Source organism: Thiohalorhabdus sp. Cl-TMA (assembly GCF_041821045.1).
Taxonomy (GTDB): Bacteria; Pseudomonadota; Gammaproteobacteria; order Thiohalorhabdales; family Thiohalorhabdaceae; genus Thiohalorhabdus; species Thiohalorhabdus methylotropha.
On the sequence record NZ_JBGUAW010000007.1, the window covers coordinates 23,216 to 41,710 of the forward strand.

The following is an 18,495-nucleotide window of genomic DNA, read 5'->3' on the forward strand; positions in this document are numbered from 1 at the left end:
TCTCCCGTAATGCACTGTGCTCGTTGGCCGAATGCGCTCGGCCCCTCGATGCCGCCCCGGGAGGGCGGCCCCGGCAACCAGCCTATCAGAATCGGATAGCGGCCCGCGCCATCAGCGATTGTCTGGGGAGCCGCGGCGCCTCATTCCTCCAGGGAACGGGCGAGGGCGCGCAGCCGTTCCGGATCGTGGATCCGCACCTCTTTGCTCTGCACGGTGGCCAGGCCCCGTTCGCGGAAGCGGCGGAACAGCCGGCTCACCGTTTCCGGCGCAAGACCTAGGTAGTTGGCCAGGTCGCGGTTGGAGATCTTGAGACGGAACGTCGTCGCCGAGAACCCCAGCTTGGACAGCCGTCCGGACACATCCAACAGGAAGGCGGCGAGGCGGGGATCGGCCACGGCCTGAGCCTGGTTGCGGCGCTCCCGGTCGTCCTGATGAATCTCCCGACTCATGAGGCGGAAGAGCTGCTGGCGCAGGCCGCCGATGCGTCCGGCCAGGTCGTCCAGCCGGTCGAAGGGGATTTCGCACAGGCTGGTGGTGTCCAAGGCACGGGCGGAGCAGGCATGGATGCCGCCCGAAATGGCGTCCAGTCCCACCAGCTCCCCGGGGAAATGGAACCCGGTGATGTGCTCCTCGCCCTCCGCCTCCAGCAGGTAGGTCTTGAGGACGCCGGAGCGCACCGCGAACAGGGCCCGGAAAGGATCGCCCTCGGCATAGGCGAGCTCCCCCGCGGCCAGCGGACGCTTCCGCTCGATGATGCGGTCGAGCTGTTCGAGGTCGTCCTTATCCAGGCCGTAGGGGAGGCAAAGCTCCTGGATGCTGCACCCCGCGCAGACCGCCCGCACGGATTCCAGATCGACAACCGGGGTGGCGCGGTCGGAGCCCATCAACGGTTCCCTTCATGGCGGGAGCTGGGACTGAGACAGTGTCCGAGTGAAACAATTTCCCCGTACCGCATCAACCGAGCGATTCGTTCGGAAATCGCCCCGGCGGACGCGCGCGGACTGTCCGGAATCCACCCGGATTGCTCCACCGCAACCCTTGCCGTAGCTTGTAACGATCCGTTTGTCACGCAAGCCATGCAGGGACCCGACCATGAGCGAGCATCTTCCACAGTTCCACGTCGGACAGCTCATCCACCATCGGCGTTTCAATTACAGGGGGGTGATCGTGGGCGTGGACCCCGAGTTCCACGGCACCGAGGCCTGGTACCAGCTCATGGCCACCAGCCGGCCGCCCAAGGACCGCCCCTGGTATCATGTCCTGGTCCACAACGCCGGCCACCGCACCTACGTGGCCGAGCGCAACCTGGAGCCCGACCCCAGCGGGGAGCAGATCGAGCATCCGGAGCTGGGAGTGTTCTTCAAGTCCTTCTCCGGCGGCGGCTACGTGCCGCGCGGCGACGCGGAGTGACGCCGGATGCCATGGAGGAAGCGCGCCCTCATGCACCGCATCGTCCCGTTCCTGCTACTGGCGGCGGCCGGCCTCCCGGCACCCCGGGCGGCCGCCGAGCCCGCGCGGGTGGTGGAATCCTGGATGGAGGCGGCCCGCTCCGAGATCCCCGGCGTGAGCACGGAACGGCTCAAGGCGCTGGTGAACGGCGACCGGTCCTTCGTCCTCCTCGACGTGCGGCTTCCGGGTGAGCGCCAATCGGCCGGCGCCATCGATCCCTTCCGGGAGGTGGCCATCCCCCGGGGCTATCTGGAATTCCGGGCGCCCCGCAAGCTCCCCGATACCGGCGCCACCATCATCGTGTACTGCGGGACCGGCAAGCGCAGCCTGCTGGCCGCCCGGACCCTCGAGCGCATGGGCTACACCGACGTCCGTAACTACAGCGACGGCTTCCGGGCCTGGAAGGAGGCCGGCCACCCGGTCCAGCCGCCCATGAGCGCCCCGTAGCCGGCGCGCGCCGCCGACCGCCACCCCGGTCCGGCGGCGGAATGCACTTTCCCCTTCCATCGAGCTGGAGCCCCCCGGAATGGAGAACCACCTGGAGCTGGCCCTCATGATGGTGGTGGTCCTGGGCCTGTCGGCCCAGTGGCTCGCCTGGCGCTTCAACCTCCCCGCCATCGTGATCATGATCGCCGCCGGCCTCCTGGCCGGGCCGGTGCTGGGTCTGATTCAGCCCGATCAGCAGTTCGGCCACCTACTGACACCGGTGGTGGGGCTGGCGGTGGCCGTGATCCTTTTCGAGGACGCCTTCAGCTTCCAGCTCCACGAGGTGCGGCATACGGCCCGGGGTGTCCTGCGTCTGATCACTTTGGGGGTGCTCCTCACCTGGGCCTTCGGCACCGTGGCCGCCCACTACCTCGCCGGGCTCTCCTGGTCGGTGGCCACCGCCCTCGGCGCCATCCTGGTGACCACCGGGCCCACGGTGGTCGGCCCCCTGCTGCGCCAGGCACGCCTGAAGATGCGGCCCGCCTCCTTCCTCAAGTGGGAGGGGATCATCAACGATCCCATCGGCGCGCTCCTGGCCATCCTGACCTTCGAGTACCTCCTCCTGTACGGCAACGACAACGCCGTGCTGGTGGTGGTCCAGGGACTGGCAATCGCCATGGCCACCGCGGGGGTGGTGGGCGGCGGCGGGGGCTATCTGCTGGGCCGAGCCATCGCCCGGGGCTGGATGCCGGAATACCTCAAGGCACCGGGCATGCTGGGCGCCGTGCTGCTGGTCTACGCCGTGGCCAACCTGTTCCAGAAGGAGGCCGGCCTGCTGGCCACCACCGTCATGGGCGTGGTCATGGCCAACATGGGCCTCGCCAGCACCCTGGAGCTGCGACGCTTCAAGGGGCAGGTGGTGGTGTTCCTGGTCTCCGGCCTGTTCGTGGTCCTCACTGCGGACCTGGACCCCGAGACCCTCATGGTCCTGGATGCCGGGGACGCCCTGTTCGTGGCCGCCATGATCCTGCTGGTACGGCCCGCGGCGGTGATGCTGGCCACCATCCGCACGCAGATGAGCTGGCAGGAGCGCCTGCTGGTGGCCTTCGTGGGCCCCCGGGGCATCGTGACCGCCGCCATGGCGGGCATCGTCGGCCCCAGCCTGGCGGGAGCCGGCTTCGCGGACGCCCGGGAGATCCTGCCCCTGGTCTTCAGCGTGATCCTGGCCACCGTGCTCTTTCACGGCTTCACCGTCGGGCCGCTGGCCCGGAAGCTGAACCTCGTGGCCGCCCGGCGGGACGGCGTGCTGATCGTGGGCGCCCACGGCTGGACCCTGCGCCTGGCCACCCTGCTCCGGGAGCTGGAGGTGCCGGTGACCCTGGCCGACAGCTCCTGGCACCGGCTGCGTCCGGCCCGCATGGCGGGCATCCGGACCCAGTCCGGCGAGCTGCTCTCCGACCTGGGCCAGGAGCGGCTGGACCTGACCGGTACGGGCTATCTGCTGGCCGCCACGGACAACGACGCCTACAACGCTCTGCTGTGCACCCAGCTCTCCCCGGAGCTGGGGCGCGGGCGGGTATTCCAGCTGGCGCCGAGCCGCGAGCCGGAGAAGGAGGCGCGCACCTTCAGCCGCACGTTCCGCGGCCAGGTGGCCTTCAGCGAGGAAGCCACCTTCGACCGCATGATGGAGCGGCACTATCTGGGCTGGGAGCTTCAGAAGACCAGGCTCACGGAGGAATTCTCCTACGACGACTTCCTCCACATCTGCCCCGTCAATGCCGAGAACCTGCTGCTGGTGCGGGAGAACGGCATGGTGGTCTTCAATTCCCCCGAACAGCCCCTGGAGCCGGAAACGGGGGATACGCTGGTGTGCTACCGGCCGGGGCGCCAGGAGCACGCCCAGCCGAGGCTCGCCACCGGGGAGGCCTCCGGGTCCAAAGGCCGGGAAACCTGAAAGGGCCCGCCACCCTGCGGTGTGCGTAAATGCCGTTGCGGCCGGGGGCGGATCCACCCGGACCAGGTATGCCGCCGTCCTCCGCGGCGACCCCCTTCACAGGAAGATGGAATAGCAGGTCCCGCCCCCGCGGCGCTCCGGATCTACCTCCGGGGCGTGGTGCAGGAAGCCGCTCAGGGTGTCCACGTCCGCGTTGTCCACGCCCGTGAACAGCACGCCGAGGCGGCCTTCGGTGCAGTGGACCACCAGGGCGGGCAGCCGGATGTAGCGGTCATCGCCCTCGGGCAGGGAAAGATCCACCTCCACCAGGCTTCCCGGCTCCAGGCCCAGGGCGCCGCAATGCAGTCGGGCCCCTTCGAGGCTGATATCCAGGGTGGAGCAAAACGCCACCGGGGTGCCCTGGTGACGGACCAGGACATGCAGATTGACGGGCCGGCGCCGGGCGCGACGATGTTCCACGACCGCTTCCTCCTCGCAATTCCGTGCTTTGGATTGTCCACGAGGTCCGGAAAAAAGCGCGGCTGGCCGGGAACGCCGGTCCGCCCGCCATTACGGAGCCCCGTTCGCATTGAAGACGGGATTCTTGCCCAAAGGCGGAAGGCGGGGTATCGGGATGATCTTGGAAGCCCATGGGGACATTTCCCTAGGCCCGGGGACAGGCTCCGGGCCCCGCCGGATTTCCCGCCGGAGGAGGAAGCGCTAGGTTCGGGGGAGAAGCACGCACAGCATCCGTCCTCACCGGAGGCCCTGCCCCATGCCGGACCGCCTCGCCATCGCCCGCGACTGGCTTCCCCGTTATACGGGCATGCCCCTGGACCGGTTCGGGGACTTCATCCTGCTCACCAATTTCTACGGCTACGTGGAGTCGTTCGCCGAGGAGTTCGACGCCCCCATCCACGGGCTGGACCGGCCCATGCAGGCGGTGACCAACCGCCAGGGGGTCACCCTGATCAACTTCGGCATCGGCACGGCGAACGCCGCCACCATCATGGACCTCCTCATCGCCCGTCATCCGCGCGGCGTGCTGTTCCTGGGCAAATGCGGCGGCCTCAAGCAGTCCACCGAGATCGGCCATTTCATCCTGCCCATAGCCGCCATCCGCGGCGAGGGCACCAGCGACGGCTACTTCCCCCCGCAGGTGCCGGCCCTGCCTTCCTTCAAGCTGCACAAGCTGGTCTCGGAGAAGATCCTCGACCGGGGCCACGACTACCGCACCGGGGTGGTCTACACCACCAACCGGCGCATGTGGGAGCACGACGAGCAGTTCGTGCGCAGACTGGAAGGGATGACCCCGATTGCGGTGGATATGGAGACCGCCACACTGTTCATTGTCGGTCACGCGAACGAGATCGCGCGCGGGGCGCTGCTGCTGGTCTCCGATCTGCCGCTCACCCCGACCGGCATCAAGACCGAGGCCTCCGACCGGGAGGTCACCAGCCGGTGGGCGCGGGACCACCTGGCCATCGGCATCGAGGCCATGCAAGCGCTCGAGATAAGCGGCGAGCCCATCAAGCATTTCCGATACTGAGCCGTACCGGCGGGCTCATGGAGGGCCGTAATGCGGTTCACGGGCCTCGTCCCCCTGCTGCTTCTGACACTGGCCACCGCGAGCTGCGGGGAGGTGGAGCCCGGGTCCTTCCAGGCCTTCGATACGGGCGAGGACGGCGCGGATACCACCGAATCGACCGTCAACGGGATCTGGACCGGCTCCTTCATCCCCCAGGGCGGGACCATCGGCCGATCGGCCACGGCGGTGATCTGGGAGGGCCGGCTGCTGGTGCTCAGCTCAACGGCGGAGCTGGCCCACGCCGGCGAGATCACGGTGCGGACGACGACCACGCCGCTCCAGGAGACCTTCTCCGATCCGGGGACCCTGGAGCAGCAGCTCGATACCTCGCCCGGACCGACCTTCCCCCCGCCCCCGGATTTCGTGCCGGATCTCACGCCCACCAGCGACAGCCTGACCAGCGACCCGACCCGTACCGGGGATCCGGCGGTTTCCCCGCGAACCGATTCCGCCCTGGATCCGCGCTTCACCACCGAATCCGACTTCGCCGCCGACACCACTCCGGATGACACCACCGCGGCCAACCGTACCGTGGAGGTCACCGGGGATATCCGCTCCTATTCGCCCGTGTCGGGCACGCCCATAGCCATCGGGCAGATCAGCGGCACCGTCATCGCGCGCAGCCGCTTGCAGGTCACCGTCTCCGGCACGCAGCGCCCCGGGGTCCTGGAGCTGCGCTTCAGCGACCTGTTCCGACAGGAGGTGCTCGTTTCGGACCTGGTGGGCAGCTGGTCCATGACCCGCGGCGACCGGACCCTGACGCTGACCGTGGACAGCGCCGGCGCCCTGAACGGCAGCCGCTCGGACGGCTGCCTCCTCTCGGGCGAGCTGGAGCTGCTGCGCCGGGGCGAAAACCTGTTCCGCGTGGTCCTCTCCATCGACAACTGCGCGGCGGAGGATGGCCGGTACACGGGCTTCGCCTTCCTGGACCCCGAGACCCTGGGCCGGGAAACCGGCCTGGAGGCCTTCTGGATCCTTGCGGAAAGCGACGGGGAGGACCGCTTCTTCAACGCCGTTCTCGACCGGCAGTAGCCGGACCACCCCAGCCGTGGGTGTCTTGTCACCAAGCGAGGGAAGGAACCATGACGACCCGGATACTGGTGCTTTACTACAGCATGTACGGCCATATGGAGGTGATGGCCAACGCCGAGGCCGAGGGGGCCCGGCAGGCCCCGGACACCGAGGTGGAGATCAAGCGGGTCCCCGAGCTCATCCCGGAGGACCGGGCCCGCGAGATCGGCGTGAAGCTGGATCAGCCGGCGCCCATCGCCGAAGTGGAGGAGCTGCCCCGGTACGACGGCATCCTGTTCGGCTCCCCCACCCGCTACGGAAACATGGCCGCCCAGATGCGCAATTTCCTCGACCAGACCGGCAGCCTGTGGCTGAACGGCGACCTCATCGGCAAGGTGGGCAGCGTGTTCACCAGCACGGCCTCCCAGCACGGCGGCCAGGAGACCACCCTCACCAGCTTCCACTCCACCCTGCTGCACCTGGGCTTCGTGATTGCCGGGGTTCCCTACGCCGCCCAGGAGCTGCTTAATATGAACGAGATCACCGGCGGCACCCCATACGGGGCCAGCACCGTCACGGGCGGCGATGGCAGCCGCTGGCCCTCGGAGAACGAGCTGACCATCGCCCGCTATCAGGGCAGCCACACGGCCCGGCTGGCGGCGGCCCTAAAGGCGGCGAGCGCATAGCGCTATCGGGCGGGTCGGGCGCCAGGCGCGCTGCAGGTGTCCCGGCCGCTCCTCGGGCCGGGACGCGGCGGATTGCCGCTCCTTGCGCTCGTCCCGCTCCCGCATGAGCCAGTAGACGCCGCCCGGGGCCACCACGGCCACCGACAGCGCCATCACCTGGATCGCCGACGAGGACTCCAGGTCCAGGATGATGAGCTTGCGGGCCAGCGCGAGGATGCCGAATACCAGGACGGTCTTTACCTGGATGAGGCTCGCCTCGCGCACCGCACAGCGCAAGATGGAGTGCTTGCGCTCCAGGGCGATGATCCCCACGAGCACCAGGGCCACCACCTGCTCGAACCGCTCGTAGAGCGCCATCAGATACCGCTCCCGGGGTGCCTGCTCCAATGCTTTTTGCACCTCCTTGCGCGTCTTCAGGGATTTCGGGCTCCGACCGCGGAAAATCAAATCTCCGGCTACATTCCGGTCCTATCCGGGAAGCCTTCCCTCCCAGGGCCTCTCGCATGAATCGCCGTCGAGCGACACCGGCCATGCCCGCGAAACCCACCCGGATGGTGCGGCGCTTCCCTTTCGCGGTATGCGGATTTTTTGGAGAATGCCGGAAAAACCGGGGATGCGTCCCTTCCCCGTAACCCTCGAGATGGCCACGTCCCCCATGCACGATCCCTCGCATCCCGATGGCGGTACCCCCCTGAACAGCGCTAGCCAGCCGGCGGCCCCGGGAAGCGGCCCGCCATCCGAGGGCATGCGGTCGGGAGAAGACGCCCGAGGCGCCGCCCCGGACCACGGCCCGCCCGTAATCGTCGGCATCGGCGCCTCGGCGGGCGGCATCCCGGCGGTTCAGGAGCTGCTCGGGAACCTGCCGGCGGATATCGGCATGGGCTTCGTGGTAGTCCAGCACCTGGCGCCGGACCATGACAGCGCCCTCACGGACATCCTCCAGCAGCAGACGCCGCTGATCGTCCGGACCGCCGGCGAGGGCGTTCCGGTCCAGGCGGGGCACGTCTACGTCATCCCGCCGGACCGGAGTCTGACCATCCGGGGCGGTATCCTGCATCTGGAGGACCGCGACCAGCCCCACACGCGCCGGAATCCCGCAGACCGCTTCCTCAACGCCCTCGCCCGTGACCAAGGCAACCGCGCCGTGGGCGTGGTGCTTTCGGGCAGCGGCTCCGACGGCACCCTGGGCGTGAAGGCCATCAAGACCGGGGGCGGCATCACCTTCGCCCAGGATGAGGCCTCCGCCGAGCACCCCGACATGCCCCGCAGCGCGGTGCGCAGCGGCCAGGTGGATTTCGTCTGCCCGCCCCGGGAGATCGCCGCCAACCTGGCGCGCATCGCCGGCCACCCCTACCTCTGGAGCCATTGGCCCGAGCAGACCCCGTTGTCCGAGGAGGCCCTGAACCGCGTGCTCAGGCTCCTGAGGAAGCACACCGGACACGACTTCAGCGATTACAAGACCAGCACCATCAAGCGGCGCATTCAGCGCCGCATGTCCCTGAACCAGATCAAGCAGCTCGACAGCTATGTCCGGCTGCTGAAGGCCCAGGGTGACGAGGTGGAGCGGCTGTTCCAGGACCTGCTGATCAATGTCACCGGCTTTTTCCGCGACCCGGAATCCTTCGAAGCCCTCAAGCACGCCGTCTTTCCCGCCATCACCCCCGACGGCGAGGCCGAGCGCACCCTGCGCATCTGGGTTCCGGGCTGCTCCACGGGCGAGGAGGCCTACTCGGTGGCCATCGCCCTGCTGGAGTACCTGGGCGACGACTGGCTGCGGACCCCCATCCAGATCTTCGCCACCGACATCGACAAGGAAGCCCTGGACCGGGCGCGGACGGCCATCTATCCCGAATCCGTGGTCTCCCAGCTGTCCGCCGAGCGGCTGAGCCGCTTCTTCGTGCGCGTTCCCGGCGGCTACCAGGTGCACGAGAACGTGCGCAACCTGTGCATCTTCGCCCCGCAGGACATGGTGCAGGACCCGCCGTTCTCGCGGCTGGACCTGATCTGCTGCCGCAACGTGCTCATCTACATGGACCCGGTGCTCCAGAACCGGTGCCTGAACATCTTCCATTTCGCCCTGGCGCCGCATGGTTTCCTCATGCTGGGCAGCGCCGAGACGGTGGGCACCGATTCCGACCTGTTCGCGATGGTGGACCAGACGAGCAAGATCTACTCCAAGCGGGCCGTGCGCACGCCAATGCCCACGATCAGCGGCGGCGCCGGCCATCCATCGGCGCCGGAAGCCACCGAGCGCCCGCCCTCCCCCGAGAACCTGGAGCGAAGGCTTCACCGCGAGGCCACGGACCACCTGCTGGCGGACTATGCGCCGCCGAGCGTGGTGGTGGATACGGGCATGAACATCCTCACCTTCCTCGGCGAGACCGGGCCGTACATCGCTCCCTCGCCGGGACGGGCCAGCCGCAACCTCTACAAGATGGCCCACCGGGACCTGCAGGCGCCGCTGCGCAAGGCCCTCACCGACGCCATGGCGGCCGAGCAGGAGGTCTGCGAGGGGAACGTCCGGATGCGCCGGGACGGGGACCTCCACTACCTCTCCCTGCGGGTTCGCCCCCTGCGCTCCGATCCCGGCAAGGGCCATTTCCTGGTGATCTTCGACCGGCCGGACCACCCGGTCCCTCCGGCTCCCGTTCGGCTCGGCGAGCAGCCCGAAGGCGAGCAGGACCGCTGGATCACCGAGCTGGAGCACGAGCTCGCCACCACCCGGGAGCAGATGCAGAGCATCATCAACGAGCAGGTAACCACCAACGAAGAGCTGCAGACGGCGAACGAGGAGGTCCAGTCGGCCAACGAGGAGCTGCAATCCACCAACGAGGAGCTGGAGAGCGCCAAGGAGGAGCTGCAGTCCACCAACGAAGAGCTGTCCACCGTCAATCGGGAGCTGGAGAACCGGAACCAGGATCTGAGCGAGGCCAACGGCGATCTCCACAACCTGCTCCGCAGTATCGACCTGGCCATCCTCATGGTGACCGAGGACCTGCGCATCCGCCGCTTCACCCCGCGTGCCAAGGAGCTGCTCAACCTGATCGACGCCGACACGGGCCGGCCCCTCACCGATATCCGGCCCAACGTGGAGCTTCCCGACCTCGCCCAGATGATCCGGGACGTGCTCGACATGGTGGGGCCCAAGTGCCTGGAGGTGCGCGATCACGGCGGCAACTGGTACGCGCTCACCGTGCGCCCCTATAAGACCGAGGAGAACCGCATCACGGGCGCCGTGCTGATCTTCTCGGACATCTCGGACTTCAAGACCGACCCGCAGCAGGTGCGCCGGCTGGCGGCGGTGGCGCGCGAGGCGGTCCCCGCCATCGTGCTCGCCGACCTGACCGGCCGCATCCTCGCCTGGAACCGCGGCGCCCACGAGCACTTCGGCTTCACCGAGGCCGAGGCCGCCGAGCGCTCCCTGTGGGGGCTGGTGCCCCCGGACGATCACCAGGCCGCCCGGGCGCTGCTGGAACGGCTGCGCCAGGGCGAGCGGGTTTCCTCCTATACGGCCCGGCGCCTCACCAAGCAGGGAGAGATCCTTTCGGTCTGGGGCTCGGCCATCCCGCTGCGCGACCCCACCGGCCAGGTGTACGCCGCCTCGCTCATGGAGCGTGACATCGCGGCGCTACAGGATTACCCTGTTCCATCTAGGAATAGGCCGTAACCATGAAAGGACGATTCGTGGACCGACGGCGGGTCACGCCGTCGCGCCCATTGCGCTCCCGAAAGCCGCACGGCGGCATCCCCCCGACGGGGATGGCGGTCAGGGGGGGTAACGCAGGCAACCTTTACAAGCCGCAGGTCTTCATGAAGCGCCCGCGCTGCAGGGAAAGGGGGGCTCTCGGGTGGAGCAAGGAGGCCCAGGAGTGTCCTACAGCATGACCGCGGAGAACGAAAACCCGAGCCACGGTGCGACCCCCGACTCCTCGGATCCCGGCTCCGAGAGGCCGGATTCGCAGCGCCAGGGCAGCCTGCTGGCCTATCAGCGGGAGCTGGAGCTGCAGAATGCCGTGCTCCACGAGACCCAGGAGGCCCTGGAGGCGGCGCGCAACCGCTACATGGACCTATACGACTCGGCGCCGGTGGGCTTCGTTACCCTGAGCCCCAACGGTCTGATCCGGGAGGCCAATCTCACGGCGGCGGAAATGCTCGGCAAGGACCGACGGAACCTGCTGGGCCGACCGCTTACCGCGTTCCTCGCCCACGGCCACAGCAGCCGCCTGTTCAACCACCTGCGCCGCGTCGCGGGAGCCGGCTCCCGGGTTACCACCGAGATGCACCTGCGGGGCCTCTCCGGGGAGACCCTCCCGGTGCGGGTGGACACCACCCTCTCCGAGCCCCAGGAATCGTCCCCCACCTACCTCACCACCCTCACCGACATATCCGAGCAGAAGCGCCTGGAGGCGGAGAACCGCCGCCACTACCGGGAGCTGGAGCAGCTATCACGGGCCGCGCTGGTGGGCGAGATCGCCTCCACCCTGGCCCATGACCTGAACCAGCCGCTCGCGGCCATCAACAACTATGCTGCGGCGGCCCAGAACGACCTCTCGGCGTCCCGCTCCAACCACGAGCGCGCCCGGGAGGCCATCGCCAAGCTCACCGAGCAGGTGGGCTACGCCGGCGACCTGATCCGCTCGGTGCGAGAGATGCTGCGGCCGAGCGATTCCATTCAGGAAACCATCGACCTGAACCGGGTTATCGAGGACTCCCGGCGGCTGGTCAAGAAGTTCGCCGAGGAGCACCAAACGGCGCTATGCATGGAGCTGGCCGAGGACCTGCCGCCGGTCACCGGGAACGCCACCCAGCTCAAGCAGGTGGTGGTGAACCTGGCCATCAACGCCGTGGAGGCCTACGAGGGAACGGGGGCGAAACGGCCGGAAGTACGCTTCCGCACCAGCCGGGGCCTCTCGGGGGAGATCCTGGTGGAGGTCACCGACCAGGCGGGCGGCATGGACGAGGAGACCCGGGAGAACCTGTTCAAGCCCTTCTACTCCACCAAGAGCGAGGGGCTCGGCATGGGCCTCGCCATCTGCCGGACCATCGTGGAGAGCCACGGCGGCTCGCTCTGGGCGGTACTCCACGAGCAAGGGGGCACCACCATGGGCTTCAAGGTTCCCGGCCCCAAGGAGGACCCCGACGCCGCGGCGGACTAGCCGCCCGCCTCAGGAGCGCTGCATGCGCTCCAGGGCCTGGCGCAGGGAGTCCATGGTCGGCGGCTTGAGCAGGTAGTCGTCGAATAGCTCGGCCGGCTCTCCCTCCACCAACAGCAGCCGCTGCGGGCGGTATTCCTCCTCCCCGTAGGACCGCGTCCGCAGGCGCATGGAGGGGCGCTCAGGCCCGCGGGAACCGTTTCTCGCTGCGTACTGATTCGACCCGCTTTTCGGTGAGCGCCCGAGCGCCCATTCCCTGGTGGATAAGGTACCGACGGCGCCACCCCGCGGGTACGGCTCCCGCAGAACAAGGCGCTGTGCCTATCCGAGCCCTCCTTCCTCTGAGCGGGCGCCGCGACGTTCGGCGCGTCAGTCCCAAAGGCCGGGGAGCACCGGCGCGCCGCTGCGCAGGTAGGCGTGGAAATCCTCCTCTGCCATGGGTCGCCCGAACAGGTAGCCCTGTCCCGAGCCGCAGCCCCAGGCCTTGACCCGCTCGGCCTGGTCCCGGGTCTCGATGCCTTCGGCAACCGTACTCAGATTGAGCGAGGAAGCCATCAGCAGGATGGTTTCGGTGATGGTGCGACTCTGGGTATTCCAGGCCAGGTCCTGGACGAAGGATTTGTCGATCTTCAGGGTCTTCACCGGCAGCTGCTTGAGGTTGATCAGGGAGGAATAGCCGGTCCCGAAGTCGTCCACGGCGAACTGGATGCCCCGCCGGTTCAGGGCGGCCATTTTGTTCGGCACGGAGGGGTCCTCCAGCAGTACGGTCTCGGTGATCTCAAGGATCACCATCCATCCCGGGAGCCCGGACGATTCCAGGGCGCCCTCCACCTGCTCCACGAACCCGGGATGGGCGAACTGCCGGGGACTGACGTTGACCGCCAGGTGCCAGTCCCGGGGCAGCATGCCCCGCCGCCGCCATGCCTCGGCCCGTTGCAGGGCCTGCTGGAGTATCCAGCCGCCCAGCGGGACGATGAAGCCGTTCTGCTCCGCCAGCGGGATGAAGACGTCGGGGCCCACGGATCCGCGCTCCGGATGATTCCAGCGCACCAGGACCTCGGCACCGGAGACCCGACCGTCCCCGAGCTCCACCAGCGGCTGGAAGTGCAGATCCAGCTCGCCGTTCAGAATGCCCAGCCGCAGCTCCTGCCCCAGGGAAAGCCGTTCCTGGATCGCCGCCAGGGCCTCGGGACGGAAGAATCGGATCTGGCCCTTGCCGGCCTGCTTCGCCTCGTACATGGCAGAATCCGCGCGGCGCAGCACCTCGTCGGCCCGCTCCCCCGCCTCCACCGGGAAGAGGGAGATGCCCTGGCTGACGTTGAGGTGGAGACTGGTGTCGGCCACGGCCACCGGGGCTTCCATGGCCTCCTGCAGGCGCTCGGCCACCTGCTGGGCGGCATGGCCCGCCGCCTCCAGGGAATCGCCGAGATGGGGCAGAAGGATCACGAACTCGTCGCCGCCGAAGCGGGCCATGGTGTCCTCGGCCCGCAGCTCCCTTATCAGCCGCCCGGTAAGGGCCTTCAGCACCTCATCGCCCACGGAGTGGCCCATGCTGTCGTTGACGGGCTTGAAGTCGTCCAGGTCGAGGAACAGGAGCCCGCCCACCAGTTGGTGCCGCTTGGCCCGCTCCACCTCCTCGCCCAGGCGCTCCACCAGCAGGGCCCGGTTGGCCAGGCCGGTCAAGGGGTCGCGGTAGGACAGGCGGGCCACTTCCACCTCGTGGGCCTTGCGCTCCGTGAGGTCCGTGCCGAAGCCGATCAGATAGGGCCGCTGATTGAGCGTCACCCGACGGCTCTGGAAATGGTAGGGAATGGGGGGCTTGCTCCGGGACAGGACCCAGGCCTCGGCCGTGTTCTCCCCCGCCTCGAAGACCTCGCGCATGCGCTGCCTGATGGCGGAGCGGTCCTCCTCCCGGATGAAGGCCAGGGGCCCCCGCTCCTGAAGCTCCTTCCCGGAGGCGCCCGTCACCCGTTCCATATTCTGGTTCCAGCGGACGAGCTGCAGGTCCTCGTCAATGACGTAGAACAGGCCCGGCAGGCTGTCTGTCATGGCCCGGTTGAAGTCCCGCTCCTGCCGCAGGCTCCGGTGCACCACCTTCTCTTCGGTAACATCCCGGAAATGGCAGGAATAGTGGGCCGGCTGCCCCCGGTGGTCCGCATGGCACTGCACCACCCCCACTACCGGCACCTCCTCGCCGCTCGCCGTGAGAACGGCCAGCTCGCCCTCCCAGGGACGTCCAGAGGCGGACTGGGGCATAGCCACCCCGCTCAGGAAGGCCCAGGCCCATTGCGGGTGGAGCTCCTCCAGGTACCGGGCCCGCACCTCCCCGTCGGGGGACCCGGAGACCAATTCCCGGGCCGCCCGGTTCAGGTAGATCAACCGTCGCTCGGCATCGGCGATCCCCACGAAGTCCGGGGTGCTCTCGACGATCTGGGCGAGGCGGTCCCGGGAGCGGGCCGTCTCCTCCGCCTCCGTGACATCGGTGAAGAAGCCCTCCAGGAAGGTCCCGCCGCTGTCCGGGTCCGGGACCGGGCGGCCCCGCTCCCAGATCCAGCGAATCCCGTCCTCGGGGTCCCGCAGGCGATAGCGCACTTCGTATGGGGCCCCCTCGGCCACCGCCGCCTGGACCCGGCCCCAGACCGCCTCGCGGTCCTCCTCGTGGATCAGCCGGGCATAGGGATAGTGCCGACGGAACCGCAACGCTTCCGGATAGGCGGATGTCGAGGCTTCGGCCCCGAAGCTGAGGGGCTCCATGGTCCAGTCAGGATCGTTGCGGCACCGGAACACCGTTCCGGGGATGTTGGCCAGCAGGTTGCGCTGCTCCCGCTCCCGGAAGCGCAGCCGCCGCCAGACCGGCGTGATCTGGGCCAGGTAGAGCCCCGCCCCCGCCAGCCCCACCACCAGGCCGATGGCCCCGCTCAGCAGGCCGGAGGACCAGAACGGCGCCCGGATCTCCCGGAGCGGGAGGTTCGCCACCAGGCCCATATCCAGGCCCGGAAGCGGCGCGTACGCCGCCAGCACCCGGGCACCCCGGTAATCCCTGCCCACCATGACCCCCGTGCCGCCCCTAAGCGCCCTGGACAGGGCCTCCGCCCGCCCGGCGCTCCGGGGGACACTGATGGCAGCACCGGACGCTTCCGGGCTCCGCAGGGGGATCTCCAGTCGCTCTCCGGAACGCTCGCCGACCAGAATCTCCCCCCGCTTGCCGAAGCCGTCGAGCCGGGCCAGTCCCCGCCGGATCTGCGACAGAGTGGCCCGGCCGGCGCCGCCCGGCTGCCCCTCGGGAAGCCGTGCCTGGGTCCGGCGATCGAAGGCGGTCACCGCCTCGATCAGCGCGGCGCTGCTGCGCACCATGTCCCGGAGCCGGGCGCGCTGCTCTTCCATGCCGCTCTCGTACAGGAGATAAACCCCCGCGCAGGACCCCAGGACCGGCAATGTCAGGAGCAGAAGGGTTATTAGAATCGTTCGGGGCGGGAAGCCGCAATTCATCTATGGGGGATCAACCGAATAACCGAGCATGTCAGGCGGTTTTTACATTCGCCCCCTATCGGAAACAATACGAGAAAACTCGTACGGCCGGAACCACTCTGTGTTTTCCAACTACATCAAATCGAGCTTCCGGACACTGTATAGAGCGGAAGTCCATTTTCCACAAGAATCGGATTCTACCCGGGAACGCGTCGAGAACCGGTGCTCCGCATGCCGGGCTCCGCATGCTTGCGGCGCGCTAACCCGATCGCTCCCGGGCCAGCTCCCCGATCCGCCGCAGGGCCCGCTCGAAGTTCCCATTCCAGGGCTGCGCGCAATTGAGCCGGAGGAAATTCCGGAACCGCTGCGTGGGCGAGAACATGGGGCCGGGCGCTATGCTGATCCCTTCCGCGAGCGCGGCCTGATAGAGCGCCAGGGAATCCACTTCGGCGGGCAGCTCCACCCAGAGGACGAATCCACCCTCGGGATCCGTCTGGCGCGTGCCCTCCGGGAAATAGCGCGCAACCGCGCGGCGCACCCGGGCCACGGCGCGGGCGTATTCGCCGCGCACCCGGCGCAGGTAGCGGTCGTATCCGCCCCTCGCCAGGAAATCCGCCGCCGCAAAGCCCGGGAAGGCAGGCGTGGCGGCGCTGGCGGCGTACTTCAGATATTCCAGGCGGTCCCGAAAGCGGCCGGGTGCTGCCCAGCCCACCCGCAGTCCCGGGGACAGGGTCTTGGAGAAGGAGCCGCAGTACAGGACCCCGCCGCGGTCCTCGTAGGCCTTGGCCGCCCAGGGGCGCGGCGCCTCGAAGGCCAGGTCGCCGTAGACGTCGTCCTCGATAAGCGGCACGCCCCGTTCCTCCAGCAACGCTACCACCTCGCGCTTGCGCCCCTCCGAGGCGCGGTGGCCGAGCGGGTTGCCGAAGTTGGGCATGAGCATGGCCGCCGCCACCGGCCACTGTTCCAGGGCGAGGGCCAGGGCCTCCGGCGAGATCCCTTCGTCCGGGTCGGTGGGGATCTCCAGGGCCCGCATGCCCTGTCCCTCGATGGCCTGAAGCAGCCCATAGAAGGTGGGCGACTCGATGGCCACCACGTCGCCCGGCTCGGCCACGGCACGCAGGGAAAGCACCAGGGCCTCCTGCGCGCCGTTGGTGACCACGATCTCCTCGGGGGAGAGGCGGCAGCCGGCATCCGCCATGCGGCGGGCGATCTGCTGGCGCAGCTCCACGGGTCCCGGCGGGAAGAGATAATCCGTGGCCCGACCCGGGTAGCGACGCGGCACCCCCGAGAAGGCCCGCTGCAGCCCGTGGGTGGGCAGGAACTCCGCGTGGGGAACCGCCGCGCCAAGCTGGACCGTGTCCGGCTCGTTGGCCGCCTGCACCACCCGCAGCACCAGGGCCTGCCCGGTGACCTGGGTGGGCTGCCCCTCGGGTCGGGTCCGCTCCGGGGCCTGCGGGGGCCGCTGGGGGCGCAGGCGCACGTAGTAGCCGGAGCGCGGCCGCGCCTCGATGACCCCGCGGTCCTCCAGGAGGTGCTGGGCGGCCACCACCGTGGAAACGCTGACGCCGAACTGGCGGGCCAGCTTGCGCACGCCGGGCAGGCGGTCGCCCGGACCGTATACACCCGCTTCCACCTGCCCGGCAATGGATCCGGCCACTTCCTCATAGCGGAATCCGGCCAACCGAAGACTCCTCCAATAGGGTATGGGCCGGTGCCGCATGCCGGCCCGGGGCCCATATCGCCAAGCACGGCGCCCGTCCCGGCGCAGGAGCGGGCCGCCCTACGCCGAAACTGTTCCGTCTCTCCGCGTAGCGAGCCGACTCTGTGATGATACGCAGTCCGTGGCAACCGTTCCATGCCGGGGAACCGGACCGTGCATCCCTGAGGAAATGAGGAGCAGTAGCCCGATGAGCGTTCGCAATCTGCAGATGGATCCGCAATCCGGCGAGCATACCCTCCGGTCCGCCGACTACCGCGACCGGCTTGTGGATTGGGAGTCCCGGGCCGCTTCGGGGGGCGATTTCCTCGAGCGGCTCCTCCACCGGCAGGATGTCCGCAGCGTGGCCGACGTTGCCTGCGGAACCGGGGTGACCGCCCTGGGCCTGGCCCGGTCGGGACTGACGGTCACCGCCGCCGACGGCTCCCCGCACATGGTGGCAAAGACCCGGGAGGCGGCGGACGAGCAGGGGGTGGCCCTGGCCGATGCCCGGGTAGCGGACTGGATGCGGCTGGACCGCGACCTGGGGGCGAACCGCTTCGATGCGGTGGTCTGCCTGGGGGACGCCTTCAGCCACCTGTTCGAGAGCGAGGCCCGCCGCGACGCCGTGGAGGCCTTTTACCGGACCGTGCGTCCCGGCGGCCTGCTCATCCTGGACCACCGCAACTACGACGCCCTGCTGGAATCCGGGACCGGTTCCCGACCCTATCAGAGCGGCCAGGACGTGGAGGCCTGGCCCACGGCGCTCAACCGCTACCTGACCCGCTTCGAGTACCGCTTCCGGGACGGCGCCCGATTCCAGCGAAGCATGTACCCGCTCCGCCAGGACTACGTTTCCCATCTGCTCGAGGACGCGGGCTTCGTGGACGTGGAGCGCTTCGGTGACTTCCAACGGCCCTACAATCGGCTCGCGGCGCGCCTCATCCAGCAGGTGGGCCGCAAGCCGCGCGGCTAGCCCGCCCCCCTGTGCGGGGCTGTCACCGACGCGCGTGTCGCCAGGAGCCAAGCGGGCGTCGTCCGCGCAACGGCTCCCGGCGGGCGCTTCAGCCATTGTTGAATGCACC

General features: G+C 68.8%; 15 protein-coding genes. 9 read left to right on the forward strand and 6 right to left on the reverse strand.

From position 1 onward, the window contains the following. Positions 1 to 140: 140 nt before the first annotated feature. A complete protein-coding gene (gene fnr / locus ACERLL_RS10735) occupies positions 141 to 884 on the reverse strand; it encodes a fumarate/nitrate reduction transcriptional regulator Fnr (RefSeq protein ID WP_373656090.1) in 744 nt (247 codons plus the stop codon). A gap of 208 nt (positions 885 to 1,092) precedes the next feature. Here fnr and hspQ point away from each other — a divergent pair, with 208 nt between their 5' ends. The 3 genes from hspQ (at position 1,093) to ACERLL_RS10750 (ending at position 3,829) form a co-directional block, all read left to right on the forward strand. Next, positions 1,093 to 1,410 carry a heat shock protein HspQ gene (gene hspQ / locus ACERLL_RS10740; RefSeq protein ID WP_373656091.1) on the forward strand — a complete coding sequence of 106 codons (318 nt, stop codon included), beginning with the start codon at positions 1,093 to 1,095 and terminating at the stop codon, positions 1,408 to 1,410. A 30-nt stretch (positions 1,411 to 1,440) separates the two neighbouring features. Continuing rightward, complete coding sequence (locus ACERLL_RS10745; protein ID WP_373656092.1) at positions 1,441 to 1,896, forward strand: rhodanese-like domain-containing protein; 456 nt, start codon at positions 1,441 to 1,443, stop codon at positions 1,894 to 1,896. A 79-nt stretch (positions 1,897 to 1,975) separates the two neighbouring features. Continuing rightward, positions 1,976 to 3,829: a cation:proton antiporter gene (locus tag ACERLL_RS10750; RefSeq protein ID WP_373656093.1), complete on the forward strand. Its 1,854-nt coding sequence runs from the start codon at positions 1,976 to 1,978 to the stop codon at positions 3,827 to 3,829. A 96-nt stretch (positions 3,830 to 3,925) separates the two neighbouring features. Here ACERLL_RS10750 and ACERLL_RS10755 read toward each other — a convergent pair whose 3' ends face one another. After that, positions 3,926 to 4,288, reverse strand: coding sequence for a PilZ domain-containing protein (locus tag ACERLL_RS10755; RefSeq protein WP_373656095.1), 363 nt, complete (start codon positions 4,286 to 4,288; stop codon positions 3,926 to 3,928). Positions 4,289 to 4,583: 295 nt separating this feature from the next. On the opposite strand from ACERLL_RS10755, the gene ACERLL_RS10760 reads away from it, so the two are divergent. Genes ACERLL_RS10760 through wrbA form a run of 3 tightly spaced genes read left to right on the forward strand, consistent with a single transcriptional unit; the run spans position 4,584 to position 7,093 of the window. Then, positions 4,584 to 5,357, forward strand: coding sequence for an AMP nucleosidase (locus ACERLL_RS10760; RefSeq protein ID WP_373656096.1), 774 nt, complete (start codon positions 4,584 to 4,586; stop codon positions 5,355 to 5,357). A 30-nt stretch (positions 5,358 to 5,387) separates the two neighbouring features. Further along, the gene (locus ACERLL_RS10765) at positions 5,388 to 6,428 is read left to right on the forward strand and encodes a hypothetical protein (RefSeq protein WP_373656097.1); all 1,041 of its coding nucleotides are present in this window, start codon (positions 5,388 to 5,390) and stop codon (positions 6,426 to 6,428) included. Between the two features lie 50 nt (positions 6,429 to 6,478). Continuing rightward, positions 6,479 to 7,093, forward strand: coding sequence for an NAD(P)H:quinone oxidoreductase (wrbA, locus tag ACERLL_RS10770; protein WP_373656098.1), 615 nt, complete (start codon positions 6,479 to 6,481; stop codon positions 7,091 to 7,093). Here wrbA and ACERLL_RS10775 read toward each other — a convergent pair. Next, entirely contained in the window at positions 7,073 to 7,480 is a 408-nt protein-coding gene (locus ACERLL_RS10775) for a phosphate-starvation-inducible PsiE family protein (RefSeq protein ID WP_373656099.1), read from the reverse strand. The genes wrbA and ACERLL_RS10775 overlap by 21 nt on opposite strands. Before the next feature lie 226 nt (positions 7,481 to 7,706). Between ACERLL_RS10775 and ACERLL_RS10780 the strand changes: the two genes are divergently transcribed. Then, positions 7,707 to 10,760: a chemotaxis protein CheB gene (locus tag ACERLL_RS10780; protein ID WP_373656100.1), complete on the forward strand. Its 3,054-nt coding sequence runs from the start codon at positions 7,707 to 7,709 to the stop codon at positions 10,758 to 10,760. A 202-nt stretch (positions 10,761 to 10,962) separates the two neighbouring features. After that, positions 10,963 to 12,249 (forward strand): two-component system sensor histidine kinase NtrB, encoded by a 1,287-nt coding sequence (locus ACERLL_RS10785; protein WP_373656101.1) that lies wholly within the window; start codon positions 10,963 to 10,965, stop codon positions 12,247 to 12,249. Between the two features lie 9 nt (positions 12,250 to 12,258). Here the strand turns inward: ACERLL_RS10785 and ACERLL_RS10790 are convergent, their stop codons facing one another. From ACERLL_RS10790 to ACERLL_RS10800, 3 genes are all read right to left on the reverse strand, one after another. Continuing rightward, positions 12,259 to 12,417, reverse strand: coding sequence for a hypothetical protein (locus tag ACERLL_RS10790; protein WP_373656102.1), 159 nt, complete (start codon positions 12,415 to 12,417; stop codon positions 12,259 to 12,261). 198 nt (positions 12,418 to 12,615) lie between these two features. Continuing rightward, positions 12,616 to 15,630, reverse strand: coding sequence for a sensor domain-containing protein (locus tag ACERLL_RS10795; protein WP_373656103.1), 3,015 nt, complete (start codon positions 15,628 to 15,630; stop codon positions 12,616 to 12,618). Positions 15,631 to 15,973: 343 nt separating this feature from the next. Then, entirely contained in the window at positions 15,974 to 17,395 is a 1,422-nt protein-coding gene (locus ACERLL_RS10800) for an aminotransferase-like domain-containing protein (RefSeq protein WP_373656104.1), read from the reverse strand. A 226-nt stretch (positions 17,396 to 17,621) separates the two neighbouring features. Here ACERLL_RS10800 and ACERLL_RS10805 point away from each other — a divergent pair, with 226 nt between their 5' ends. Continuing rightward, entirely contained in the window at positions 17,622 to 18,386 is a 765-nt protein-coding gene (locus tag ACERLL_RS10805; protein ID WP_373656105.1) for a class I SAM-dependent methyltransferase, read from the forward strand. Positions 18,387 to 18,495 lie beyond the last annotated feature (109 nt).

Excerpts from the sequence above, each read along its gene's own strand:
- ACERLL_RS10765 (WP_373656097.1), top strand. The coding sequence starts at position 5,388 with ATGCGGTTCACGGGCCTCGTCCCCCTGCTGCTTCTGACACTGGCCACC.
- ACERLL_RS10750 (WP_373656093.1), top strand. The coding sequence starts at position 1,976 with ATGGAGAACCACCTGGAGCTGGCCCTCATGATGGTGGTGGTCCTGGGC.
- ACERLL_RS10780 (WP_373656100.1), top strand. The coding sequence starts at position 7,707 with ATGCGTCCCTTCCCCGTAACCCTCGAGATGGCCACGTCCCCCATGCAC.
- ACERLL_RS10760 (WP_373656096.1), top strand. The coding sequence starts at position 4,584 with ATGCCGGACCGCCTCGCCATCGCCCGCGACTGGCTTCCCCGTTATACG.
- ACERLL_RS10805 (WP_373656105.1), top strand. The coding sequence starts at position 17,622 with ATGAGCGTTCGCAATCTGCAGATGGATCCGCAATCCGGCGAGCATACC.
- ACERLL_RS10745 (WP_373656092.1), top strand. The coding sequence starts at position 1,441 with ATGCACCGCATCGTCCCGTTCCTGCTACTGGCGGCGGCCGGCCTCCCG.
- wrbA (WP_373656098.1), top strand. The coding sequence starts at position 6,479 with ATGACGACCCGGATACTGGTGCTTTACTACAGCATGTACGGCCATATG.
- ACERLL_RS10795 (WP_373656103.1), bottom strand. The coding sequence starts at position 15,630 with ATGGAAGAGCAGCGCGCCCGGCTCCGGGACATGGTGCGCAGCAGCGCC.
- hspQ (WP_373656091.1), top strand. The coding sequence starts at position 1,093 with ATGAGCGAGCATCTTCCACAGTTCCACGTCGGACAGCTCATCCACCAT.
- ACERLL_RS10790 (WP_373656102.1), bottom strand. The coding sequence starts at position 12,417 with ATGCGCCTGCGGACGCGGTCCTACGGGGAGGAGGAATACCGCCCGCAG.
- fnr (WP_373656090.1), bottom strand. The coding sequence starts at position 884 with ATGGGCTCCGACCGCGCCACCCCGGTTGTCGATCTGGAATCCGTGCGG.